The organism is Sphingomonas sp. NFR04, assembly GCF_900114095.1.
GTDB lineage: Bacteria > Pseudomonadota > Alphaproteobacteria > Sphingomonadales > Sphingomonadaceae > Sphingomonas.
In genome coordinates, this window is the sequence record NZ_FORV01000002.1 from 258,748 (window position 1) to 280,560 (window position 21,813).

A 21,813-nucleotide genomic window follows, 5' to 3' on the forward strand; every position below is an offset into this window, starting at 1 on the left:
GCGTTCAGGCGCCCTTCGCGGCGAGCCGCTGCTTGCGCGGCGACAGCTTGGGTACCGGCTTGCGTCCCCCCATCGCGGCGCCGCGGCCGGAAAGCGAGGGATTGGTCATGAAGTAGCGGTGCAGATTGAATTCCCCGTCTTCGCCGGGCACGATCCGGTCGTAATGACCATCGGGTGCGAGCAGCCAGCTCTGTTCGTTGTCGAGCAGGTTGGCGACCATCACCTGGTCTAGCACCTGGTCGTGCACGGTCTTGTTGAGCAGCGGCAACATGAACTCGACGCGGCGATCGAAGTTGCGCTGCATCCAGTCGGCCGAGGAGATATAGACCTTGGCGCCGTCGTTCGGCAGCGCCTTGCCGTTGCCGAATACCCAGATGCGGCTGTGCTCGAGGAAGCGCCCGACGATCGATTTGACGCGGATGTTCTCGCTCATGCCGTCCACGCCGGGGCGCAGGCAGCAGATGCCGCGCACGATCAGCTCGATCTGCACGCCGGCGGCACTCGCCTGGTACAGCTTTTCGATGATCGCCGGATCGACCACCGAGTTCATCTTCGCCCAGATCGTGCCGGGGCGGCCGGCGCGGGCATGGCCGATCTCTTCCTCGATGAGGTCGCTCAGCCGGTCGCGCAGGTTGCGGGGCGAAATGCCGAGCAGTTCCAGATGCCGGGGCTCGACATAGCCGGTGACGTAGTTGAAGATCTGCGCCGCATCGCGCCCCATCCGCGGATCGGCGGTGAAGAAGCTGAGGTCGGTATAGATGCGCGCGGTGATCGGGTGGTAGTTGCCGGTGCCAAAATGGCAGTAGGTGCGGTAGCGATCGCCCTCGCGGCGGACGACCATCGACACCTTGGCGTGGGTCTTCCAGTCGATGAAGCCATAGACGACCTGCACGCCGGCACGTTCCAGCGCGGTTGCCCAATAAAGGTTCTGCTCCTCGTCGAACCGGGCCTTGAGCTCGACCACCGCAGTCACCGACTTGCCTGCTTCGGCAGCGGCGATCAGCGCGTTGATCACCGCCGACTGCTTGCCGGCGCGGTAGAGCGTCTGCTTGATCGCCACCACGTCCGGGTCCGCCGCCGCCTGCTGGAGGAAGCTGAGCACCACGTCGAACGTCTCGTAGGGGTGGTGAACGATGATGTCCTTGGCACGGATCGCCGCGAAGCAGTCGCCGCCATATTCGCGGATCCGCTCGGGGAAGCGCGCCGAGAAGGGCGTGAACTTGAGGTCGGGCCGATCCTCGTCGACCAGCATCGACAGGTCGCCGACGCCGAGGAAACCGCCGGTTTCGGTGAGCAGGGCATCGCTGCCGCCCAGTTCCTCCTTGAGCACCGCCTCGAGATCGGGGGCGATGCCCTCCTCCATTTCCAGGCGGATCACCCGGCCGCGGCGGCGGCGCTTGATCGCCGAGCGGAAGGTGAGGACGAGATCCTCGGCCTCTTCCTCGATTTCGATGTCGCTGTCGCGCAGCACCCGGAAGGTGGCGGCGGCGAGGAACTCGTAGCCGGGGAAGAGCAGGTGCCAGAAATGCTTGATCAGCGTTTCGATCGCGACATAGCGCGCCGGGTTGCCCGGCAGGCGGACGAAGCGCTTGAGCGTCGTCGGCAGCATCACCAGCTCCTGGATCGGCTCGCGATCCGAGGTGCGCAGCAGGTTGAAGATCACGCTCGATCCCTGGTTGGGGATGAACGGGAACGGGTGCGCGGGGTCGAGTGCCTGGGGCGTCAGGATCGGGAAGATCTGCTCGCGGAAATGGTTGGCGAGCCACTGCTCGGTCTCGCCCTCGATCGCATCGGCTTCGAGCACGAAGATGTTCGCCACCGCGAGCTGGGCGCGGATGTCCACCCACACCGCCTGCTGCTCGTCGGCAAGCGTCGCGGCCTCGGCGGAGATCGCCTCCAGCTGCTGGGCGGGGGTGAGGCCGTCGGCCGAGCGCGTGTCGATGTTCTGGAGCTGCTGGCCCATCAGACCCGCCACGCGGACCATGAAGAATTCGTCGAAATTGCTGCCCGAGATGGAGAGGAAGCGCAGCCGCTCCAGCAGCGGATGGGCGGGGTTGCACGCCTCTTCCATCACGCGGCGGTTGAAGGCCAGCCAGGAGAGCTCGCGGTTGAAATAGCGGGCTTCGGTGGGATCGGCGGGGGCGATGGTCGCAGGTGCGGCGGATTCGGTCATTCGCTCTCGCTATCGTCGGAATGCGTCAAAAGGCTTGCAGCCTGGAGTGTAGTCTTCACCACGGGGATCGACAAACGGCCGTCGGTCTCCATCTCCAGCACATCGGCAACGCGCAGGATGGCGACATGGCTGCGCTCGATGCGCCTGGCGATCCAGGCGATCACGGCCGGAGTCGCATGCAGCAGGTGCCGGGTGAAGGCGCGTTCCAGCAGCAGCGGGAGCAGCGCATCGTCGGGCGGGCCGATCTCCAGCAGCGGCGAGGCGGCGAGGCGCGAGCGCAGATCGGGCAGCGTCACCTCCCAGCGCGGCGGCGCGGCATCGGCGACGATCAGCAACGGGCGGCGCGCGCCCTGCGCATCGTTCCAGGCGTGGAAGATGTCGGCTTCGTCGGCGCGCTCGGCATCGTCGATGATCGTCGCGCCGTTCTTGGCAGCGAAGATCCGCGCGAGCAGGCTGCGTCCGGACTTGCGCGGGCCCACCAGCAGCGCCGCCATCACCGGCCAGGTCGCCCAATGTTCGAGCTGTTGGACGGCGCGGGCGTTCGAGTCGCTGACCAGGAAGTCCGTCTCGCTCGCCTCGGGCAGGCCCAGCGGCAGGCGGAGCTGGCTCATTGCGCCTTGGGGGTCGGCGATGCTTGCGGTGCGGCCCCGCGACGGATTCGGAGCACGCCCGGCCCTTCCTGCACGCTCCAGCCGCGCGACTCGAGCGCGGCGCGGAGCGCGGCCTGGGTGCCGTCGAACGACACGCGCATCACCGAGATGCCGCCCAGCGCAAGGCTGGTGGTGTTGGCATTCCGCACACCCGGCACGCCACGGACGGCGCTCTCCGAGGCGTTGACGGCGGCGGCGTTGGGCGTTTCGACCTGCACCGACAGCGACGTGGTCGTGCTCGTTGCGCCCGGCGTGGTCTCGACGCTGGGCAGCGGCGTGGGCAGCGGGGCCTCCTCTGGCGCCGGCGCGGCAGGCTGGGCCACCGGGGGTCGTGCGGCGAGTACCGCATCGGTATGCAGTCGGCCGTCGGTCAGCGCCGCCTGATAGGCCTTGTCGATCCGCGCCACGGCGGTGTCGAACAGCGCGTCGATCGCGTCGCCATTGTCGATCCGCAGCGCGAAGCTGGTGATCGCCTCGCCGTCGGGCCCATGCTTGGCCGAGAAGATGCCGACGATCGGGCCGCCCGGATAGTCGCGGCGCAGTTGCACCTCGGCGACGAGCGTGTCGACCGCGCCATATTGGTCGAGGATCGTCCGCCACCAGTTGCGGCCATGGCGCAGCGTCTGGCCGGTATTGACCAGCAGCTTGTCCGCGCCGGTGCCGCGCAGGCGAACATAGTCGATCGTGCTGCCCGCGGCACGCAGCCGGTTCCAAGCGCGCGCCCAGGCGGTGTCGCGCTCGAATACCTGGCCGACGCCGCCCGAATATTGCAGCGGCACCAGCAGCATCGGCGGCGAATGGGTGACCGCGATCGATACGCCGAGAATCGATCCGGCCTTGGCGCGATCGAACTGGACGCCGAGGCTGGCGATATAGCGATTGGGGCCGATCTGCTCGCGCTCGACGACGATGCCGGTAACGATCGCGTCCAGCGCCGAATCGGAGAGCGAGCCCGGCTTGCCGGTCAGCTGCTGCGAAAGCATCGACCAGCCCTTGCGCTGCGCGATCCGCCAGCCGCCCTGGCGGGCGATCTCGGCGCTCTTGCCCGAGACGTCGACCTTCACGCCGCTCACTTCGAAGCTACCGGCGGCGCCCACGGGTGCGACGGGTGCCCCGCCCTGCCCGCGTGCCGCCATGATGCCCGCACCGGCGAGCGCGAGCACCGAAAGGGCGCCAAGGACGGTTTTGGGACGGCGAAACTGCATGCGGGCGCCCTTTTGGCGAACCGGGCGTGGAAATCCAAGCGCGTTGTGGCTAGGGCGCTCTCCCATGAGCGAGACCAAGGCGGGCAACGGCCCTTACACCTATGCCCAGGCGGGCGTTTCGATTGCGGCGGGCAATGCGCTGGTGCGCGCAATCGGCCCGCTTGCCCGTTCCACCCGGCGCGCGGGCGCAGACGCCGATCTGGGCGGCTTCGGCGGCATCTTCGACCTGAAGGCGGCGGGCTTCACCGACCCGCTGCTAGTCGCGGCGAACGACGGCGTCGGCACCAAGCTGAAGCTGGCGATCGAGCATAATCACCATGACGGCGTCGGCATCGATCTCGTCGCGATGTGCGCCAACGATCTGATCGTCCAGGGCGCCGAGCCGCTGTTTTTCCTCGATTATTATGCGAGCGGCAAGCTCGACAACGCGGTCGCCGAGCGGGTGATCGCATCCATCGCCGAGGGCTGCCGCCAGGCCGGCTGCGCGCTGATCGGCGGCGAGACCGCCGAGATGCCGGGCATGTATGCGGACGGCGACTATGACCTCGCCGGATTTTGCGTCGGCGCGGTCGAGCGCGACCGGTTGCTCGACGGCAAGAAGATCGCGCCCGGCGACGTGGTGCTCGGCCTCGCCTCGAACGGCGTGCATTCGAACGGCTTCTCGCTGGTGCGGCGACTCGCGGCGGACAAGGGCTGGAAGCTCGACCGCCCGGCGCTGTTCGACCAGGAACGGCTGCTGATCGACGCGCTGATGGCGCCGACTCGAATCTATGTCGCCAGCCTGCTGCCGGAACTCCGCAAGGGCACTATCCACGGTCTCGCCCACATCACCGGCGGCGGACTGCTGGAGAATGTCCCCCGCGTGCTGCCCGAGGGCACCCATGCCCGGATCGACGCCGATGCCTGGCCGCTGCCGCGGCTGATGGCGTTCCTGCAGGCGCAGGGCCAGATCGAGCCGGAAGAAATGGCGCGTACCTTCAACTGCGGCATCGGCATGGTCGCGGTAGTCGCCGCGGACCAGGCGGAGGCAGTGTCGGCGGCGCTGACCGCGGCGGGCGAGACGGTGTTCACCATCGGCTCGATCGAAGCCGGCGAGCGCGGCTGCACCGTGGTCGGCGGCGACGAGACCTGGAGCGCGCGTGCGCCGTGGAGCGCCACGCACCATGGGTGATTGCCGAGCGCTCCTAGGATGCGCTCCCCTCCCGCTTGCGGGAGGGGTCGGGGGAGGGGCTGAGCGGTACCGCCAGCTTTCCCTCCCCACGTCAGCCCCTCCCCTAACCCCTCCCGCAGGCGGGAGGGGAATTTGAAGAAGCGACTCGGCATCCTGATCTCGGGCCGCGGATCGAACATGGCGTCGCTGGTCGAGGCCGCCGCGGCGCCGGATTGCCCCTACACGGTGGCCCTAGTCGCTAGCGACAAGCCGGAAGCGGCCGGGCTTGCCTGGGCCGCCGAGCGCGGCGTGCCGACCTTCGCGCAAAGCCCCAAGGGCATGCCCAAGGCCGAGTATGAGGCGAAGATCGACGCCGCGCTGCGCGAGGCGGGCGTCGAGGCGATCGCGCTTGCGGGCTATATGCGGCTGCTGTCCGACGACTTCGTCGCGCGCTGGCGCGGGCGGATCGTCAACATCCATCCCTCGCTGCTGCCCAAGTACAAGGGCCTCGACACCCATGCCCGCGCCATCGCGGCGGGCGATGCCGAAGCCGGTGCCTCCGTCCACATCGTGACCGAGGAATTGGATGGCGGCGAGGTGCTGGGCCAGGCGCGCGTGGCGATCCTGTCCGATGATTCGACGGACAGTCTCGCCGCGCGGGTGCTGGCTGAGGAGCACAAGCTCTACGCCAAAACGCTCGCCGACTGGCTCCGCGACTGAGAATCCGCGGATATTTGGCCGTCATCCCGCGTTCATCCCCGTCAATACCGCTCATTGGGAAGTCACGCAGATGGCCAAGGACTCGGCGCTCACGCCGGAAGAAGAAGGCGGGATCGCCACTGCCGAACTCGGGCTGGTGCTGCTCGACGGCCCCAACGGCGTCGCAGTGGCGATGACCCCCGAGGCCGCCGCGGCCACCGGCCGCAGCCTGCTCGCCGCGGCGGAAGTCGCCAATGGGCAGCGCGCGCGGGGCGAAACGGGTTATTGAGGCTTGTGCTGTTATGCTGCCCGCGCCGATAAGGGGCGCGGATGATCAAGGTCGCCAGCTATAACATGCGGAAGTCGATCGGCACGGACCGACGACGCCGACCGGAGAGGACGCTCGAGGTACTGCTCGAGGTCGACGCCGATGTGATCGCCTTGCAGGAGGCCGATCGCCGCTTCGGCGCGCGCGAAGCCGTGCTCACCCAAAGCCTGCTTGCCGAGCATAGCCCGTGGAAGCCGGTGCAGTTCGGCATGCGCGCGCGATCGATGGGCTGGCACGGCAATGCGCTGCTGGTGCGCAAGGACGCCGAGATCCTCGGTTGTTCGGCGCTCCATTTGCCCACGCTGGAGCCGCGCGGCGCGGTGATGGCCGACCTGCAGGTAAACGGCCAGCCGCTTCGGGTGGTCGGCATGCATCTCGACCTGTCCGGTCTGTGGCGGAGGCGGCAGGCGCATGCGATCCTTACCCAGCTTGCGGACCTTCCGCCGATGCCGACGGTGATGATGGGCGACCTCAACGAGTGGAGCGCCGAGCGCGGCTGCCTGCGCGATTTCGCCCAGCATTTCGCCTTCGCCGCCACCGGCAAGAGCTTTCACGCCCGCCGCCCGATGGCGCGACTCGACAGGATCATGGCCTCGCCTGAGCTCGCCTTCGGCGAGGCCGGGGTGCACCACAGCCTGGCCGCGCGCACCGCCTCCGATCACCTCCCGGTCTGGGCGGAGGTGCGGCACCGCTGATGCAGGAAGCCCAGGAGAAGGAACTGCGGCTGGCGCTGGTCTGCTATGGCGGGATCAGCCTTGCGGTGTACATGCACGGCATCACCAAGGAGGTGTGGCACCTCGCCCGCGCCAGCTGCGCCGAGCGCGAGGGCACGCCGCTCCAGAGCGTCTATCGCGAGCTGATCGAGGACATTCGCGACCGCAGCGGGCTCAATCTGCGCGTGCTGGTCGACATTCTGTCGGGCGCCAGCGCGGGCGGGATCAACGCGGTATTCCTGGCCCAGGCGATCGCCACCGGCCAGTCGCTCGATCCGCTGACCGCGATGTGGCTCGATCATGCCGATGTCGACGCGCTGCTCGCCCCCAGCCAGGGGCCGTCGCACCGCTTCGCCAAGATTTGGGCCAAGCCGATCGCCTGGATGCTCTCCAACCGCGAGCACGGTGTCGAAGAGACGGTGGAGGCCGGGGCACGCGCGGAAGTGCGCGAGAAGCTGGAGCGCTTCGTGCGTTCGCGCTGGTTCGAACCGCCCTTCGGCGGGGAGCAATTGCTCAAGACGCTGCTCAATGCCTTCGACAAGATGGCGAAGGGCCCGGCCGAGCGCCGGCTGCTGCCCGAGGGCCAGCCGCTCGACCTGTTCGTCACCGCCACCGATTTCCGCGGCCATGCCGAGACGCTGCGGCTCAACACGCCGCCGGAAGTGGTGGAGACCGAGCATCGCCTCGTCTTCAGCTTCACCGATCACGGCCGCGGCACCGGCATCGCCCATCCCGCGGCGCTCGGCTTCGCAGCGCGCGCCACCTCCAGCTTCCCCGGCGCCTTCCCGCCGCTGATGGTGGAGGAGCTCGACAAGGTGCTCGCCGATCGCAGCGAGACCTGGGCGGGGCGCGACGCCTTCCTCCAGCGCGCGCTCCCCGAGCAATGGGCGGAGAGCCGCGCCGAAAAAGCCGTGCTGATCGACGGGTCGGTACTCGCCAACGCGCCCTTCGGCCCTGCCATTGACGCGCTGCGCGAACGCCCTGCCCGCCGCCAGGTCGACCGCCGCTTCGTCTTCCTCGATCCGACGCCGGACATGCGGTTCGACTTCTACGGCCCGCGCAGCGAACGCCCCGGCTTCTTCTCGACGCTGATCGGCGCACTGTCCGAACTGCCGCGCAAACAGCCGATCCGCGACAATCTCGACGTCATCGCCGCCCGCTCGGACCGGATCGAGCGGATGCTGGCGATCGTGTCCGAGATCCGCGCCGAGGTGGAGGCGCAGGTCGAGTCGCTTTTCGGCTATACGCTGTGGCTCGATTACCCGACGCCCAAGCGGCTGGCCGCGTGGCGCAAGCGCGCGCAGATCGCCGCCGCCGCCAAGGCTGGGTACGGCCACACCGCCTATGCGCTGCTCAAGGTCGACGCCGCCGTCGATCGCACCGCGCGGCTGCTCCAGGCACTCGCCGGCCAGCAGGACGGCCAGAAGCTGCGGTCGCTCGGGCGGCGACTGCGCGAAGCGGTGCGGGTGCGCGGCGCCGACCGGTTCGGCGCCAATCTGCCCGGCGGTGCCTCGCCCGAGGCGCTGGACTTCCTGCGCGGCCACGACCTTGGCTTCCGCATCCGCCGGTTGCGGCTGCTCGCCCGGCGGCTGGCCGAGCTCGAACACTCCGCCCCGCGCGGCGCGATGCGGCCGATGCGCGACGCGATCTATGGCGCGCTGGCCGCCTATCTGGAGCGCAAGCGCTCGGACACCTTCGCCGATCTCCAGGACCGGCTCGCCGGCGATCCCGACGCGGTGCTCGATACGCTGGCCGAACGGATGCAGCTGCGCGCGCTTGATCGCCAGACCGACGAAGTGCTCTCCGCCGGTTTCAGCGCGCTGTCGAAGGAACTGCGGCGGCCGATGCTGCTCGCCTATCTCGGCTTCCCCTTTTTCGACATCGCCACGCTGCCGCTGCTCCAGGGCGAGGGCATGGACGAGTTCGACCCGATCCGCGTCGACCGCATCTCGCCCGAGGACGCAAAGGCGATCCGCGGCGGCGGGGTCGCGGCGATGCTCAAGGGCAATCAATTCAACAATTTCGGCGCCTTCTTCAGCCGCGCCTACCGCGAGAACGACTATCTCTGGGGTCGCCTCAACGGCGCCGACCGGCTGATCGACATCGTGCTCTCCACGCTCGACGCCGAAGCGCGGCCGGACGCGGACCAGATCGCCGCGCTCAAACGCCGCGCCTTTCACGCGATCCTGGACGAGGAGGCGCCCGCCCTCACCGCAATCCCCGGACTGATCGCCGAGTTGCGCGGCGAAATCGGCTGAGCCTTGGCAAGCGGGCCCGCTCGGGCCTAGAAGGCCGGTCAGGATTTGCCAGGAAGGGAGCGGGATGCGGTTTCTGAAGGTGCTGTTGTGGCTCCTGCTCGGCGGCGTGATCGCCGGGTTCGTGATCTACAATGGCGAGCAGCGCGTGAGCATCCAGCTCTGGGGCGGTCTCGTCGCCGATATCAGCCTGCCGCTCTTGCTGATCGTCGTGTTCCTCGCCGGGTTCCTGCCGATGCTGGTCGCCTATCAGACGCTGCGCTGGCGGATGCGACAGCGCTTCGCCGGGCTGGAGCGCGCGCTCGCCGACCTTCGTTCGATCCCCGCCACACCTGCGCCGCGCGTCGATCCGGTGGTCGAGACGCCCGCTTTCGAGGAGCCGCGCGCATGAGCGGCCGCATCTATGTCGCGCTCGACACGCCCGAGCTGGAAAAGGCCAAGGCGCTGGCCCAGAAGGTCCGCCACCATGTTGGCGGGATCAAGCTGGGTCTCGAATTCTTCATGGCGAACGGCCGCCACGGCGTGCACGAGATGGCGGAGATCGGCGTGCCGATCTTCCTCGACCTCAAGTTCCACGACATCCCCAACACCGTCGCCAAGGCGATCCAGGCATTGCGGCCGCTCAATCCGGCGATCCTCACCGTCCACGCCGCCGGCGGCCGGGCGATGCTGGAGGACGCCAAGGCGGCCGCGCCCGAGGGCACCAAGGTCGTCGCGGTGACGATGCTGACCAGCCTCGACGGCAACGACATGACCGCGATCGGCCTCAAGCCCGATCCGTACGAGCAGGTGATGCGGCTGGCCGAGCTGGCCCGCTCGGCGGGTGTCGATGGCATCGTCTGCTCGGGCGAGGAAGTGAAGGCGGCGCATGCGGCGTGGAAGGACGGCTTCTTCGTCGTCCCCGGCGTGCGGCCTGCAGACGCGCATGTCGGCGACCAGAAGCGCGTGGTGACGCCGCGCAGCGCGGTGGATGCTGGCGCGTCGATCCTGGTGATCGGCCGCCCGATCACCCAGGCCGAGGATCCCGACGCGGCCGCGCGGGCGATCGCGGCGACGTTGTAATCAGGCCATCAGGCACCCTCACCCTCCCCACTGCCTCCGGCAGCGGGTCCCCTCCCTCTCCCAAAGGAAGAGGGCGAAAAATCCCTCTCCCCTTGGGAGAGGGAGGGAGGCGCGAAGCGCCGGAAGGGTGAGGGTGACCGTTGAGGAACCAGCATGCCCCTCACCATCCGCCCCGCTACCACTGCCGACCTGCCCGCGATCCACCCCGTCATCGAACGCGCCTATCGCGGCGAGACCGCGCGCCAGGGCTGGACGCACGAAGCCGACCTGATCGAAGGCCCGCGGACCAATCTCGAAACGCTGACGGCGATCGTGGAGGATCCCGCCCAGGTGCTGCTATCCGCCTGGGAAGACGGCACCGCGATCGGCTGCGTCAATGTCGTGAACCGCGGCGGCGGCACCGCCTATCTCGGCCTGCTCTGCATCGATCCGCTGCGCCAGGCGGGTGGTCTCGGGCGCCAACTGATCGCCGCCGCCGAGGCGCATGCCCGCACCGCCTTCGGCTCCACGCGCATGGAGATGACGGTGATCGAGGAACGCCGCAAGCTGATCGAATATTACCTTCGCCGCGGCTATGCGGAGACCGGCGAGCGCCGCGACTTCCCGATCCCGCTCGACCCGCCGCTGTTCATGACGGTGCTGGCCAAGTCGCTGGTCTAGCGCCTAGAGGGCAGCAATGCCCGCAACCGCGAAAATCTGTGGCCTGTCCACGCCCGAGACGCTCGACGCCGCCACCACCGGCGGCGCCAGCCATATCGGCTTCGTCTTCTTCCCGCCCAGCCCGCGCCACCTGAGCTTTGACAAGGCGCAGGGACTTGCCGCGCGCGTGCCCGGCCATGTCGCGCGCGTCGGCGTGTTCGTCGATCCCGACGACGCGCTGCTCGACACGGCGATCGCCGCCGGTCGGCTGGACGTGATCCAGCTGCACAAGGTCACGCCCGAGCGCAGTGCTGCAGTCAAGGCACGTACCGGCCGAGAAACCTGGGCGGCGCTGGCGGTGAAGACTCGCACCGATCTCGTCTCCGCCGCCGGCTTCCGCGGCGCCGCCGATCGGCTGCTCTACGACGCCAAGGCCCCCGAGGGGGCCAAGGTCCCCGGCGGCACCGGGCTGCGCTTCGACTGGAACCTGCTCGACGGCTTCGCCCACCCTTTGCCCTGGATCCTTTCCGGCGGGCTGGATGCCGGCAATGTCGGCGAGGCGATCCGGGTCACCGGCGCGCCGCTGGTGGATGTCTCTTCGGGCATCGAGACCGCGCCGGGCATCAAGGATGTGGACAAGATCGCCGCTTTCCTTAAAGCCGTGGCCCGATCATGAACGCACCCAACTCCTTCCGCGCCCAGCCCGACGACCGCGGGCATTTCGGCCAGTTCGGCGGACGCTTCGTCGCCGAGACGCTGATGCCGCTGGTTCTCGACCTGGAGCGCGAATACACCGCCGCCAAGGCCGATCCCGCCTTCCAGGCCGAGTTCGACGACCTGCTCGAACATTATGTCGGCCGTCCCAGCCCGCTCTACTACGCCGAGCGGCTGACCGATGCCCTGCGCGAGAACGCGCCGGAGGGCATGGGCGCAGAGGTCTGGTTCAAGCGCGACGAACTGAACCATACCGGCGCGCACAAGATCAACAATTGCATCGGCCAGATCCTGCTTGCCCGCCGCATGGGCAAGACCCGGATCATCGCCGAGACGGGCGCCGGCCAGCACGGCGTCGCCACCGCCACCGTCTGCGCCCGCTTCGGCCTTCCCTGCGTGATCTACATGGGCGCGACCGACGTCGCGCGGCAGCAGCCCAATGTGTTCCGCATGAAGCTGCTCGGCGCCGAAGTCGTGCCGGTGACCAGCGGCGCCGCGACGCTCAAGGACGCGATGAACGAGGGCCTGCGCGACTGGGTCGCGAATGTCCACGACACCTTCTACATCATCGGCACCGCCGCCGGCCCGCACCCCTATCCGGAGCTGGTCCGCGACTTCCAGTCGGTCATCGGCCGCGAGGCGCGCGAGCAGATGCTCAAGCGCACCGGCAAGCTGCCCGACCTGCTGGTGGCGGCGATCGGCGGCGGCTCCAACGCGATCGGCCTGTTCCACCCGTTCCTCGACGATGCCGACGTCCAGATGCTCGGCGTCGAGGCGGCGGGCGAAGGGCTGGAGAAGCGCCATGCCGCCAGCCTCGCCGGCGGGTCGCCCGGCATCCTCCACGGCAACCGCACCTATCTGCTGCAGGACGAGGACGGCCAGATCACCGAGGCGCATTCGATCTCGGCAGGCCTCGACTATCCGGGCATCGGCCCCGAGCACGCCTGGCTGCGCGACATCGGCCGGGTCGACTATACCTCGGTCACCGACACCGAGGCGCTCGACGCCTTCCAGCTGCTCTGCCGCACCGAGGGCATCATCCCGGCGCTGGAGCCGAGCCATGCGATCGCCGCGGTGGCCAAGGTCGCCCGCACCATGCCGCGCGACAAGGTGATCCTCGCCAACCTCTGCGGTCGCGGCGACAAGGACATCTTCACCGTCGCCGACGCGCTGGGAGTGAAGATGTGACCCGGCTCGCCAATGCCTTTGCCCGCGCCGCCGAGCAGGGCCGCGCCGCGCTGGTGACCTTCGTCACCGCCGGCGATCCTGCGCCGAACGCCACTGCCGCGATCCTCGACGCGCTGGTCGCGGGCGGTGCCGACGTGATCGAGCTCGGCATGCCGTTTACCGATCCAATGGCGGACGGCCCGGCGATCCAGGCGGCGAACCTGCGCAGCCTCGCTGCCGGCACCACCACCGCGGACGTGCTCGCCATCGCCACGGCGTTCCGCGCACGGCATCCGGAAGTGCCGCTGGTGCTGATGGGCTATGCCAACCCGATGACGCGCCGGGGACCCGATTGGTTCGCGAATGCCGCGCGCGACGCGGGCGTCGACGGCGCGATCTGCGTCGATATTCCCGCCGAGGAAGACGACAGCCTCGGCGAAGCGCTCCGCGCCGCCGGGCTGGGCAATGTTCGCCTCGCGACGCCCACCACCGACGCCGCCCGCCTGCCGGCGGTGCTGGAAGGCGCCTCGGGCTTTCTCTATTATGTCTCGGTCGCCGGGATCACCGGGCTGCAGCAGGCGGCCACGGCCTCGATCGAAGCCGCGGTCGCCCGCCTCAAGGCCGCCACCGACCTGCCGATCGCGGTTGGCTTCGGCGTCCGCACCCCCGAACAGGCCGCTGCCATCGGCCGCGTCGCCGACGGCGTGGTCGTGGGCAGCGCGATCGTCGAGCTGGTCGGCCGTCACGGCGGGGATGCGGCGGAGCCCGTTCGCGCCTATATCGAGTCGTTGAAGACGGCGCTGGTCGCCGCACGCAAGGAAGTCGCATGAGCTGGATTTCGCGCGTTCGTAACGCGCTCGCCTATGTCACCACCCGTGGCGAGGAGAGCCCCGACAATCTCTGGCACAAGTGCAAGGGATGCGGACAAATGGTGTTCATGAAGGAATTCGAGGACAACCAGAATGTCTGCCCGCATTGCGATTTCCACGATCGCATCGGCGCGACCAAGCGCTTCGAGCAGCTGTTCGACGACGGCGCTTTCAAGCTGCTGCCGAGCCCCAAGGTTGCCGAGGACCCGCTGAAGTTCCGCGATTCCAAGCCCTATACGGCGCGGATCAAGGCGGCGCGGGCGACGACCGGCGAACAGGATGCGTTCCAGAACGCCAGCGGCACGATCCTCGGCCACAAGGCGGTGATCGGCGTGCAGGATTTCGCCTTCATGGGCGGATCGATGGGCCAGGCCGTGGGCGAGGCGTTCATCGCCGGCGTCGAGACCGCAATCGCGTCGCGCTCGCCCTATATCGTCTTCACCGCCTCGGGCGGCGCCCGCATGCAGGAAGGCATTCTCAGCCTGATGCAGATGCCGCGCACCACCGTGGCGATCGAGATGCTCCACGATGCGGGGCTGCCCTATATCGTCGTGCTGACCGATCCGACCTCGGGCGGCGTGATGGCGGCCTATGCGATGCTGGGCGACGTCCAGATCGCCGAGCCGGGTGCCACCCTCGCCTTCACCGGCCGCCGCGTGATCGAGAACACGATCCGCGAGAAGCTGCCCGACGATTTCCAGACCAGCGAATATTATCGCGACCACGGCCTGGTCGACATGGTGACCCACCGCAAGGAGCTCCGCGACACGCTGGGCCAGCTGATCGGCCTGCTCTGCGAGGCGCGCGCGGCGGCTTGAACCTACCTAAGCCCCTCCCCTTCAGGGGAGGGATTTGGGGTGGGGCAGTGTCTCACCGAGACCAACGTTCGTTCTGGGATCCCTCCACCCCCAACCCCTCCTCCCAGGAGGAGGGGCTTAATTCAAAAGCGACATGCCCGACTTCGCTCGCTCCACCGATCCCGCCGTCCAGCGCCAGCTCGACCGGCTGACCCTGCTCTCCCCCGGCGCCGATATCCTCGGCCTGGAGCGCATCACCCGACTGCTGCAGCGCGTCGGCAACCCGCATCTCCGCCTGCCGCCGGTGCTCCACGTCGCCGGCACCAACGGCAAGGGATCAACCTGCGCCTTCCTCCGCGCCGCGCTCGAAGCGACGGGTCTGCGCGTCCATGTCTACTCCAGTCCCCACCTCGTCCGCTTCAACGAGCGCATCCGCCTCGCCGGCACGCTGATCGACGACGCCACCCTCGCCCCGCTGCTGGCCGAGGTGCTGGACGCCGGCGGCGATATCGGCGCGAGCTTCTTCGAGGTGACCACCACCGCCGCCTTCCTCGCCTTCGCCCGCACGCCTGCGGATGCGTGCGTGATCGAAGTCGGCTTGGGCGGACGCTTGGACGCCACCAATGTCGTGCCCGCGCCGATCGCCACCGGCATCGCGCAGCTCGGCATCGACCATCAGGCCTTCCTCGGCGACACCCTGCCGCAGATCGCCCGCGAGAAGGCCGGCATTGCCAAGTGCGGCGTGCCGCTGGTGACGATGCGCTATGCTCCCGAGATCGCGGCGGTGGTCGCCTCGGCAGGCGTACCGGTGCTCGCGCAAGGCACGGCCTGGGGCTATGCGGTGGAGGGCGACCGCCTGATCTACCGCGACGTGAAGGGAACGGTGGAAACCCCGCTGCCGACGCTGTCCGGCCCGCACCAGCCAGGCAATTTCGCGCTCGCCATCGCAATGCTGCGACACCAGGACGCGCTCGCCGCTCCCGATGCCGCGCTCGCCGCGGCGGCGACCGGCGCCCGCTGGCCGGCGCGGATGCAGCGGCTCGGCGAAGGCCCGCTTACCGCGTTGCTCCCGGCCGATACGCCGGTGTGGCTGGACGGGGGCCACAACGCCGCCGCGGGCACCGCAATTGCAGGCACGGTCGCGGACGTGGCGGCCGACCGGCCCTGCCACCTCGTGCTCGGCATGCTCGCCAACAAGGACCCGGAGGGGCTGATCGCACCGCTCGCCGGCCGCTTGGCCAGCGTGACGACCGTGCCGATCCCCGGCCATGCCCATCATGCGCCTGCCAAGCTTGCGGCGCTGGTTCGTGGCTTGGGTGTACCGCTGGCCGACACCGCTGCTGACGTAGCGAGCGCCCTCCGCGTCATCGCCGAACACATCGAGGGCAGCCAGCCTAGCGCCGTGCTGATCCTCGGCTCGCTCTACCTCGCGGGCGTCGTGCTGGAGGCGAACGGCGAATTGCCCGACTGACGCCGCAGCCCGGCTTATTGCGATTGACTATTAATAACAGAATGCGATGATTGCTCCGACGCCCATCGGAGAATCACATGCAGCCGTCCGTCCAGACCCTCGTCACCGCCCTGCCCCAGCTCCAGCCCGAGGATCCGGGCGTGCGGCTGCTGCTGTTCGGCGTCCGCCAGACCGGCGGCAACGGACTGCACGACGCGAGCACCGCGCACGCCTTCCTGGTCGCGTTCGGCAAGGGTTTTCGCCGCCCGCTGATGCTGCTTCGCACGCTGATGCACGAGATGTCGGTGATGGCGACCGGCCCTGTGCAGATCGCGCCCTGGTGCTGCCCGCGCATGACCGCGTCCGAGGCGGCGCTGGTCAATGCGCTCGGCAAGGTCCGCACCAACCCCCAGGCCGCCGCACTGCTGCTCGCCGACCTGATCGGCGTCCGCGACGCGACGGGCCTACTGCCGACCGCGCACGCGCTCGCGCAGAGCTTCGCCGACCTCGCGCTGCCGCTGGAGCCGTAAGCCTCAGTCGTCTTTTTCGGCACCGGCCCTGGCGGCGCGCACGCTCTGCACGACGAAGCCGCGTTGCCACAGCAGCCACAGCAGCACCATGCCGGGGATCGCCACTACCGAGGTCATCACCCAGAAGCCGGCCCAGCCGAGCTTCTCGGCGAAGATGCCGGCCGGGGCGGCCAGCCACGTTCGTCCGACGCCGGCCAGCGAAGAAAGCAGCGCGAACTGCGTCGCGGTGTACGCGAGGCTCGACAGGCCCGAAAGATAGGTCACAAACACCGTCAGCCCGAGCCCGCTCGTCACCTGCTCAGTTGCGACGGCGATCGTCAGCCAAAGGTCCGAATGGCCCTGGGTCGCGAGCACCGCGAAGGTCAGGTTGCTCAGCATCATCAGCATGCCCGAGACGAACAGCGCACGGCCCATGCCCAGCCACGCCAGCAACGGCGCCGACAGCGCGGTCCCGACGATCAGCCCCCAGAACCCGACGACCTTGTTGATCGCCAGGAACTCGGTGTCGCTGAAGCCGAGTTCGACGATCATCGGGTTGAGCATCGATTGGCCCATCGCATCGCCCAGCTTGTAGATCAGCACGAACAACAGGATCAGCACGGCACCGCGGCGCTGCAGGAACTCGCGAAAGGGCCCGATCAGCGTGGTTTCGAGCCAATTGCCTGCGCCCTTTCGGGGTTCCTGCGCGAGCACCCGGTCATGAAGCCCGGGTCCTGCCCAAACTGCCGCCAGGGCCCCCGGCAGAACGCAAAGGCCGGTGAGGCCGTATGCCATCGCCCATCCGAAGCCCAGTCCCTCGGACGACGCCATCGCGATCGTGCCGACGCCGGCGATGAATGCGCCCAGGCGGTAGCCGAACTGGTTGTTAGCGGTGCCGTGCGGCAACTCGGCCTCGGGCAGGATCTCGATGCGATATGCATCGATCACGATGTCCTGCGTCGCTGCCAGGAAGGCGGTAACGATCGCCCAGAAGGCGAATACCCCCAGATGAAGCTCAGGCTGGCTCGCGCCGAGCATCCAGACGGAAGCAAACAGCAACACCTGGATCAGAAACAACCACGAGCGCCGCTGGCCAAACAGGCGTGTGAGCACCGGCAGCTTCAACCGGTCGATCAGCGGTGCCCAGAGGAACTTCAGGGTGTACGGCGTGGTGAGCCCGATCGCGAAGCCGATCGTCTTCTTCTCGATCCCGACCTTGGCGAGCCAGAAGGTCATGGTGCCGAGCAGCAGCGCCAACGGGAAGCCGCTCGAAATGCCCAGCAGCAACGCCGCGATCGGACGGGGCCGAAGATACGGCCCCATTGTCGCAACGAACCCGCGCCGCCGTTCGCCTTCCAGCCGTTCCGTACCCGCCATGCCTTGCTCCCCGCTTCAGGACGCGCGACACTAGCGGAAAAGCGACGGAGAGGAAGGATGAACGCACCGACGCAGGGCCAGCGCGCGCTGGCGGCGATGCTGGCGCAGGGCGGCGACGCCGGTGCGGGGCCGATAAGCCATGTCGACGCCAGCGTTTATACCAGCCCCGAGCGCTTCGCCGCCGAGCGCTCCCGCATCTTCGATCGCGCGCCGCTCGTCCTCGCGCCCTCCGCGTTGCTGCCCGAGCCAGGCATGGCGGTGCCGCATGACGGCTTCGGCAAGCCGCTGCTGATCACGCGCGACAAGCAGGGTCAGGCGCATGTCTTCCTCAATGTCTGCCGCCATCGCGGCACGCGGCTGGTGGAGGGGTGCGACGCTGTTAAAGCGCCCCGCCTCGTCTGCCCCTATCATGCCTGGAGCTACACGCTCGATGGTCGCCTTGCCGGGGTGCCCCGCGCCGAGGCGTTCCCCGGCCTCGACAAGGCCGACTTCGGGCTCCGCCGCCTGCCCACCCACGAAGCCGGCGGCCTGATCTGGTTCGCCTTCGACGATGCCGCCGACTTCGCCCATGCCGACACGCTGGCGCAGGACTTCGCCGCCTTCGATCTCGCCGGCCAGCATTGCTTCCGCAGGCGCACCCACCGCGTGCCGGCCAACTGGAAGCTGGTGATGGACGCCTTTCTGGAGAGCTACCACATCCAGCGGCTCCACGCCGGCAGCATCGCGCCCTTCTTCCAGGACGGCGTCTCCGCCGCCGACCGCATCGGCCCGCACCAGCGTTCTGCCGTCGGCCGCGCCGCCAGCATCGCCGCGCTCGAGTCGGAGGACTGGCCCGTCCTGCGCGGTGCGATCACCTACACCTACCAGATGTTCCCCGGCGCGGTGCTCGCGGTCAGCCCCGATTACATCAACCTGATGGTGCTGATGCCGCGCGCGGTCGACGAGGTCTGGGTCGAGGACTTCATGCTGATCCCAGAAGCCCCCGCCACCGACAAGGCCCGCGACCATTGGGAACGCAGCTGGCAGCTGCTCGACGGCGGCGTGTTTGCCTCGGAAGATTTCCGAGCCTGCGCGCTGGCGCAGGAGGGTCTTGCCGCCGGCGCCGTCGAGCGGGTGACGCTCGGAAATCTTGAGCAAGGGGTCCGCGTTTTCCACGATGCGGTCGATGCGTGGGTCTCGTGCGACAACATGCCCGTGATCGGTGCGACTCGCCCCTTCGGTCAGGCTTCTGTTCAGGAAGGGGTGCTATAACGCCGGGATCGACCAAAGGAGTTCGCCATGTCCCGTACCCGCACCCGCGCCGCCACAGCACCCAAGCAGGCCTCGCCGCAGGAAATGGTCGCGAACCTCGCGGTGCTCGCCTCGGTATTCGCCTGGGCCGGGGTGGTGGTGACGCTATTCGTCCACTGATCGGCGTCAGCCGCCCAGGAACAGGTTGAAACTGCTCGGCAGGCGGCGCGGTATCTTGCCGCCTTCCAGCACCGCCTCGATCGCATCGATCGCCAGCAGCAAGTCGCGCTGCGCATAAGGCTTGGCGAGGCATCCCGCCGCCAGCGCCCGCGCATCCGCCGGGCAGGCCCCGGTCACGAACAGCACCGGCACGCCGCGCGCAAAGGCGATGCGCGCCACTTCGATCCCGCTGCCGTCCGCGAGGTTGATGTCCGCCAGCACCAGGTCGAGCACGTCATGCGAATCGACGATGCGCGTGGCATCGGCCACCGAGTCGACGGTCGCCACGATGGTGAAGCCCGACTCGCGGAGGAAATGCTCGGTATCGAACGCCACCAGCGGCTCGTCCTCGACGACGAGCAGATGTTCGATCCGCCGCTTCTTCCTTCCGAACAACATCGTCGTTGGGCCCCCGAATCAACCGCTTAACACAGCCCGTAACGCGCGAGTCACGAACTGGCACCGTATAAATTTTTGCCAGCCCCGCCGAAATCGCTATAGCGCTGCGGTGTCTGACTCCAAGCCTATCAAAACCGCCGGTACGCCGCAGCGTATCGCCAAGCTCCTCGCCCGTGCCGGCATCGCCTCGCGGCGCGAGATCGAGCGCATGATCGCCGAGGGGCGCATCGCCCTCAACGGCACCACGCTCGATACCCCCGCGACCATCCTCACCTCGCTCCACGGCGTCACCGTCGACGGCAATCCCGTCGCCGCCGCGACCCCGGCGCGGCTGTTCCGCTACCACAAGGCGGCGGGCCTGCTCACCGCCGAACGCGACTTTACCGGCCGCCCGACCATCTATGACCGCATGCCCGAGGGCCTGCCGCGGGTGATGCCCGTCGGCCGACTCGACCTCAATACCGAAGGCCTGCTGCTGCTCACCACGGACGGCGAGCTCAAGCGCGAGATGGAGCTGCCGGCAAGCGGCGTCGAGCGCACCTATCGCGCCCGCGCCTATGGCCAGGTGAGCCAGGAGCAGCTCGAGGACCTGATGCTCGGCATCGAGATCGAAGGCGTGCGCTACGGCCCGATCAACGCCAATATCGAGCGGCGGACCGGCGCCAATCTCTGGATCGAGATGACGCTGACCGAAGGCAAGAACCGCGAAGTCCGCAACGTTCTCGAATTCCTGGGCCTGCAGGTCAGCCGCCTGATCCGGACCCGCTACGGCCCCTTCTATCTCAACGATTTGCCCGCGGGCGATGTCGACGAGATCCGCCAGGCCGACCTGATCACCTTCCGCACGGTGCTCGGCAAGGCCGGCGGCGGCAAGGCGGCCTCCAACCTGCAGTTCGCGACGCGCCAGCGCGTGATCGAGCCGGTCGAGAAACCCGCAAAGGTCGAGCCCGAAGGGCGTCGCCGGATCGCCAAGCCGGCGCCGGTGGCAAAGGGGCCCGTGTTCACCGCCCGCGCCACGCCCAAGGCCAAGCCGAAGGACGGCGAGGAACGGCCGCGTACCGGCGGGCGGCTCGGCGTGCGCGAAGGCAGCGAGGGCGGAGTCGCCAAGCCGGCCCGTGCCGCCCGCGCCAAATCCTTCCGCGACACCCGCGAGCCGCGCGCCGGCGATCTGGTCGATCGCCCGCGCGGCCGCCGCGACGCCCGCGGTGAACAGGGTGCCGAGCGGCCCCGCACGCCGCGCGACGGCGAGCGCACCTGGTCGCGCGGCGGCGAAACCGGAGAGCGCGGCCGCAGTGCCGGCCCGTCGCGCTTCGGCGGTGCAGATGGCGATCGTCCGCGCGGTCCGCGCACTGCCCGGCCGGGCGGCGAGTCGACCGAACGGACTCGCGCGCCTCGACCCACCCGCTTCGGCGGCGACGAAGGCGAGCGTCCGCGCGGTCCGCGGGGAGCACAGCCACGCGGCGACGCGACCGACCGCAACCGCACCCCACGCCCCTCGCGCTTCGGTGCGGACGAGAGCGAGCGCCCCCGCGGCCCCCGCACGCCGCGCCCCGGCGGTAGCACCACGTCCGAGCGTCCGCGCACGCCGCGACCCGGCGGCAGCGGTGGTGGCGATCGTCCGCAACGCCCCGGCGGCCCCGGCCGTCCGCCGCGGGGGCGCGGCTGATGCGGATCATCGCCGGAGACTGGCGCGGGCGTCCGCTGGCCGCGCCCAAGGGCGACACCACCCGCCCCACCGCCGATCGCACCCGCGAGGCGCTGTTCTCGATGCTGGCTTCCCGGCTCGGCAGCTTCGAGGAACTGGCCGTCGGTGACTTCTTCGCCGGCTCGGGCGCGCTGGGACTGGAAGCGCTGTCGCGGGGCGCAGCCTCGTGTCTGTTCGTCGAGCAGGATCGTGCGGCGCTCGATGCGCTCAAGGCCAATATTGCCAAGCTTGGCGCCAAACGTACCGATGTCCGCCCGGGCTCGGTGATGGCGCTGGGCCCTGCCCGCGCGCCGCTCGACCTCATCCTGATGGACCCGCCCTATGGCACCGGCGCCGGTATCGTCGCGCTCGACAAGCTGGCACGGCTCGGCTGGACCGGGCCCGGCACCTGGATCAGCATCGAGACGGGGAAGACCGAGGATGTCGAGCTTGCCGGCTTCGTGGTCGATGCCGATCGGGTCTACGGCAAGGCGAAGCTGACCCTGCTCCGCCCCGCCTGAAGG

23 protein-coding genes are annotated in these 21,813 nt (G+C 69.0%); 18 read left to right on the top strand and 5 right to left on the bottom strand.

Annotated features, from left to right (window positions below; genetic code table 11):
* Positions 1 to 4: 4 nt before the first annotated feature.
* From BM009_RS07365 to BM009_RS07375, 3 genes are read right to left on the bottom strand one after another with little or no spacing between them, the layout of a single operon-like run.
* Positions 5 to 2,173: an RNA degradosome polyphosphate kinase gene (locus tag BM009_RS07365; protein ID WP_093295092.1), complete on the bottom strand. Its 2,169-nt coding sequence runs from the start codon at positions 2,171 to 2,173 to the stop codon at positions 5 to 7.
* Complete coding sequence (locus tag BM009_RS07370; protein ID WP_093295093.1) at positions 2,170 to 2,784, bottom strand: P-loop NTPase family protein; 615 nt, start codon at positions 2,782 to 2,784, stop codon at positions 2,170 to 2,172. The genes BM009_RS07365 and BM009_RS07370 overlap by 4 nt, the downstream gene beginning before the upstream one ends.
* Positions 2,781 to 4,028 carry a hypothetical protein gene (locus BM009_RS07375; protein WP_093295095.1) on the bottom strand — a complete coding sequence of 416 codons (1,248 nt, stop codon included), beginning with the start codon at positions 4,026 to 4,028 and terminating at the stop codon, positions 2,781 to 2,783. The genes BM009_RS07370 and BM009_RS07375 overlap by 4 nt, the downstream gene beginning before the upstream one ends.
* Before the next feature lie 64 nt (positions 4,029 to 4,092).
* Between BM009_RS07375 and purM the strand changes: the two genes are divergently transcribed.
* The 14 genes from purM to BM009_RS07445 all read left to right on the top strand — a co-directional run bounded on the left by purM (position 4,093) and on the right by BM009_RS07445 (position 16,401).
* Positions 4,093 to 5,199, top strand: coding sequence for a phosphoribosylformylglycinamidine cyclo-ligase (purM, locus tag BM009_RS07380; RefSeq protein ID WP_093295096.1), 1,107 nt, complete (start codon positions 4,093 to 4,095; stop codon positions 5,197 to 5,199).
* Positions 5,200 to 5,376: 177 nt separating this feature from the next.
* Entirely contained in the window at positions 5,377 to 5,898 is a 522-nt protein-coding gene (gene purN / locus BM009_RS07385) for a phosphoribosylglycinamide formyltransferase (RefSeq protein WP_254772232.1), read from the top strand.
* Between the two features lie 70 nt (positions 5,899 to 5,968).
* Positions 5,969 to 6,166: a hypothetical protein gene (locus BM009_RS07390; RefSeq protein WP_093295099.1), complete on the top strand. Its 198-nt coding sequence runs from the start codon at positions 5,969 to 5,971 to the stop codon at positions 6,164 to 6,166.
* A 41-nt stretch (positions 6,167 to 6,207) separates the two neighbouring features.
* Positions 6,208 to 6,900: an endonuclease/exonuclease/phosphatase family protein gene (locus BM009_RS07395; protein WP_093295101.1), complete on the top strand. Its 693-nt coding sequence runs from the start codon at positions 6,208 to 6,210 to the stop codon at positions 6,898 to 6,900.
* Complete coding sequence (locus BM009_RS07400; RefSeq protein WP_093295102.1) at positions 6,900 to 9,176, top strand: patatin-like protein; 2,277 nt, start codon at positions 6,900 to 6,902, stop codon at positions 9,174 to 9,176. The genes BM009_RS07395 and BM009_RS07400 overlap by 1 nt, the downstream gene beginning before the upstream one ends.
* A 64-nt stretch (positions 9,177 to 9,240) precedes the next feature.
* Positions 9,241 to 9,564 carry a LapA family protein gene (locus BM009_RS07405; protein WP_093295104.1) on the top strand — a complete coding sequence of 108 codons (324 nt, stop codon included), beginning with the start codon at positions 9,241 to 9,243 and terminating at the stop codon, positions 9,562 to 9,564.
* Complete coding sequence (gene pyrF, locus BM009_RS07410; RefSeq protein WP_093295106.1) at positions 9,561 to 10,235, top strand: orotidine-5'-phosphate decarboxylase; 675 nt, start codon at positions 9,561 to 9,563, stop codon at positions 10,233 to 10,235. Before BM009_RS07405 ends, pyrF begins: the two co-directional genes overlap by 4 nt.
* A gap of 153 nt (positions 10,236 to 10,388) precedes the next feature.
* Positions 10,389 to 10,895: a GNAT family N-acetyltransferase gene (locus BM009_RS07415; RefSeq protein ID WP_093295107.1), complete on the top strand. Its 507-nt coding sequence runs from the start codon at positions 10,389 to 10,391 to the stop codon at positions 10,893 to 10,895.
* A gap of 16 nt (positions 10,896 to 10,911) precedes the next feature.
* Positions 10,912 to 11,550: a phosphoribosylanthranilate isomerase gene (locus BM009_RS07420; RefSeq protein ID WP_093295109.1), complete on the top strand. Its 639-nt coding sequence runs from the start codon at positions 10,912 to 10,914 to the stop codon at positions 11,548 to 11,550.
* Positions 11,547 to 12,776: a tryptophan synthase subunit beta gene (gene trpB / locus BM009_RS07425; protein WP_093295110.1), complete on the top strand. Its 1,230-nt coding sequence runs from the start codon at positions 11,547 to 11,549 to the stop codon at positions 12,774 to 12,776. The genes BM009_RS07420 and trpB overlap by 4 nt, the downstream gene beginning before the upstream one ends.
* A complete protein-coding gene (trpA, locus tag BM009_RS07430) occupies positions 12,773 to 13,585 on the top strand; it encodes a tryptophan synthase subunit alpha (protein ID WP_093295112.1) in 813 nt (270 codons plus the stop codon). Before trpB ends, trpA begins: the two co-directional genes overlap by 4 nt.
* Positions 13,582 to 14,442: an acetyl-CoA carboxylase, carboxyltransferase subunit beta gene (accD, locus tag BM009_RS07435; RefSeq protein WP_093295114.1), complete on the top strand. Its 861-nt coding sequence runs from the start codon at positions 13,582 to 13,584 to the stop codon at positions 14,440 to 14,442. The genes trpA and accD overlap by 4 nt, the downstream gene beginning before the upstream one ends.
* 133 nt (positions 14,443 to 14,575) lie before the next feature.
* Positions 14,576 to 15,892 (top strand): bifunctional folylpolyglutamate synthase/dihydrofolate synthase, encoded by a 1,317-nt coding sequence (locus BM009_RS07440; protein WP_093295115.1) that lies wholly within the window; start codon positions 14,576 to 14,578, stop codon positions 15,890 to 15,892.
* A 77-nt stretch (positions 15,893 to 15,969) separates the two neighbouring features.
* Positions 15,970 to 16,401: a DUF6628 family protein gene (locus BM009_RS07445; protein ID WP_093295117.1), complete on the top strand. Its 432-nt coding sequence runs from the start codon at positions 15,970 to 15,972 to the stop codon at positions 16,399 to 16,401.
* A gap of 3 nt (positions 16,402 to 16,404) precedes the next feature.
* Here BM009_RS07445 and BM009_RS07450 read toward each other — a convergent pair whose 3' ends face one another.
* Complete coding sequence (locus tag BM009_RS07450; RefSeq protein WP_093295118.1) at positions 16,405 to 17,757, bottom strand: AmpG family muropeptide MFS transporter; 1,353 nt, start codon at positions 17,755 to 17,757, stop codon at positions 16,405 to 16,407.
* A gap of 57 nt (positions 17,758 to 17,814) precedes the next feature.
* On the opposite strand from BM009_RS07450, the gene BM009_RS07455 reads away from it, so the two are divergent.
* Both BM009_RS07455 and BM009_RS23130 read left to right on the top strand, forming a co-directional pair.
* Positions 17,815 to 19,008 (top strand): aromatic ring-hydroxylating oxygenase subunit alpha, encoded by a 1,194-nt coding sequence (locus tag BM009_RS07455; protein ID WP_093295120.1) that lies wholly within the window; start codon positions 17,815 to 17,817, stop codon positions 19,006 to 19,008.
* Positions 19,009 to 19,035: 27 nt separating this feature from the next.
* Positions 19,036 to 19,167, top strand: a complete 132-nt coding sequence (locus BM009_RS23130) for a hypothetical protein (RefSeq protein WP_302847359.1) — start codon at positions 19,036 to 19,038, stop codon at positions 19,165 to 19,167.
* A gap of 6 nt (positions 19,168 to 19,173) precedes the next feature.
* Here BM009_RS23130 and BM009_RS07460 read toward each other — a convergent pair whose 3' ends face one another.
* Positions 19,174 to 19,605: a response regulator gene (locus tag BM009_RS07460; RefSeq protein WP_093295121.1), complete on the bottom strand. Its 432-nt coding sequence runs from the start codon at positions 19,603 to 19,605 to the stop codon at positions 19,174 to 19,176.
* A 109-nt stretch (positions 19,606 to 19,714) separates the two neighbouring features.
* On the opposite strand from BM009_RS07460, the gene BM009_RS07465 reads away from it, so the two are divergent.
* Positions 19,715 to 21,271, top strand: a complete 1,557-nt coding sequence (locus BM009_RS07465) for a pseudouridine synthase (protein WP_093295123.1) — start codon at positions 19,715 to 19,717, stop codon at positions 21,269 to 21,271.
* Positions 21,271 to 21,810 carry a 16S rRNA (guanine(966)-N(2))-methyltransferase RsmD gene (gene rsmD / locus BM009_RS07470; RefSeq protein ID WP_093295125.1) on the top strand — a complete coding sequence of 180 codons (540 nt, stop codon included), beginning with the start codon at positions 21,271 to 21,273 and terminating at the stop codon, positions 21,808 to 21,810. The genes BM009_RS07465 and rsmD overlap by 1 nt, the downstream gene beginning before the upstream one ends.
* The last annotated feature ends 3 nt before the right edge of the window (positions 21,811 to 21,813 follow it).

What these genes read in the sequence shown, in the direction of transcription:
- BM009_RS07365 (WP_093295092.1), bottom strand. Translation starts at nt 2,173, where the DNA reads ATGACCGAATCCGCCGCACCTGCGACCATCGCCCCCGCCGATCCCACC.
- BM009_RS07370 (WP_093295093.1), bottom strand. Translation starts at nt 2,784, where the DNA reads ATGAGCCAGCTCCGCCTGCCGCTGGGCCTGCCCGAGGCGAGCGAGACG.
- BM009_RS07375 (WP_093295095.1), bottom strand. Translation starts at nt 4,028, where the DNA reads ATGCAGTTTCGCCGTCCCAAAACCGTCCTTGGCGCCCTTTCGGTGCTC.
- purM (WP_093295096.1), top strand. Translation starts at nt 4,093, where the DNA reads ATGAGCGAGACCAAGGCGGGCAACGGCCCTTACACCTATGCCCAGGCG.
- purN (WP_254772232.1), top strand. Translation starts at nt 5,377, where the DNA reads ATGGCGTCGCTGGTCGAGGCCGCCGCGGCGCCGGATTGCCCCTACACG.
- BM009_RS07390 (WP_093295099.1), top strand. Translation starts at nt 5,969, where the DNA reads ATGGCCAAGGACTCGGCGCTCACGCCGGAAGAAGAAGGCGGGATCGCC.
- BM009_RS07395 (WP_093295101.1), top strand. Translation starts at nt 6,208, where the DNA reads ATGATCAAGGTCGCCAGCTATAACATGCGGAAGTCGATCGGCACGGAC.
- BM009_RS07400 (WP_093295102.1), top strand. Translation starts at nt 6,900, where the DNA reads ATGCAGGAAGCCCAGGAGAAGGAACTGCGGCTGGCGCTGGTCTGCTAT.
- BM009_RS07405 (WP_093295104.1), top strand. Translation starts at nt 9,241, where the DNA reads ATGCGGTTTCTGAAGGTGCTGTTGTGGCTCCTGCTCGGCGGCGTGATC.
- pyrF (WP_093295106.1), top strand. Translation starts at nt 9,561, where the DNA reads ATGAGCGGCCGCATCTATGTCGCGCTCGACACGCCCGAGCTGGAAAAG.
- BM009_RS07415 (WP_093295107.1), top strand. Translation starts at nt 10,389, where the DNA reads ATGCCCCTCACCATCCGCCCCGCTACCACTGCCGACCTGCCCGCGATC.
- BM009_RS07420 (WP_093295109.1), top strand. Translation starts at nt 10,912, where the DNA reads ATGCCCGCAACCGCGAAAATCTGTGGCCTGTCCACGCCCGAGACGCTC.
- trpB (WP_093295110.1), top strand. Translation starts at nt 11,547, where the DNA reads ATGAACGCACCCAACTCCTTCCGCGCCCAGCCCGACGACCGCGGGCAT.
- accD (WP_093295114.1), top strand. Translation starts at nt 13,582, where the DNA reads ATGAGCTGGATTTCGCGCGTTCGTAACGCGCTCGCCTATGTCACCACC.
- BM009_RS07440 (WP_093295115.1), top strand. Translation starts at nt 14,576, where the DNA reads ATGCCCGACTTCGCTCGCTCCACCGATCCCGCCGTCCAGCGCCAGCTC.
- BM009_RS07445 (WP_093295117.1), top strand. Translation starts at nt 15,970, where the DNA reads ATGCAGCCGTCCGTCCAGACCCTCGTCACCGCCCTGCCCCAGCTCCAG.
- BM009_RS07450 (WP_093295118.1), bottom strand. Translation starts at nt 17,757, where the DNA reads ATGGCGGGTACGGAACGGCTGGAAGGCGAACGGCGGCGCGGGTTCGTT.
- BM009_RS07455 (WP_093295120.1), top strand. Translation starts at nt 17,815, where the DNA reads ATGAACGCACCGACGCAGGGCCAGCGCGCGCTGGCGGCGATGCTGGCG.
- BM009_RS23130 (WP_302847359.1), top strand. Translation starts at nt 19,036, where the DNA reads ATGTCCCGTACCCGCACCCGCGCCGCCACAGCACCCAAGCAGGCCTCG.
- BM009_RS07460 (WP_093295121.1), bottom strand. Translation starts at nt 19,605, where the DNA reads ATGTTGTTCGGAAGGAAGAAGCGGCGGATCGAACATCTGCTCGTCGTC.
- rsmD (WP_093295125.1), top strand. Translation starts at nt 21,271, where the DNA reads ATGCGGATCATCGCCGGAGACTGGCGCGGGCGTCCGCTGGCCGCGCCC.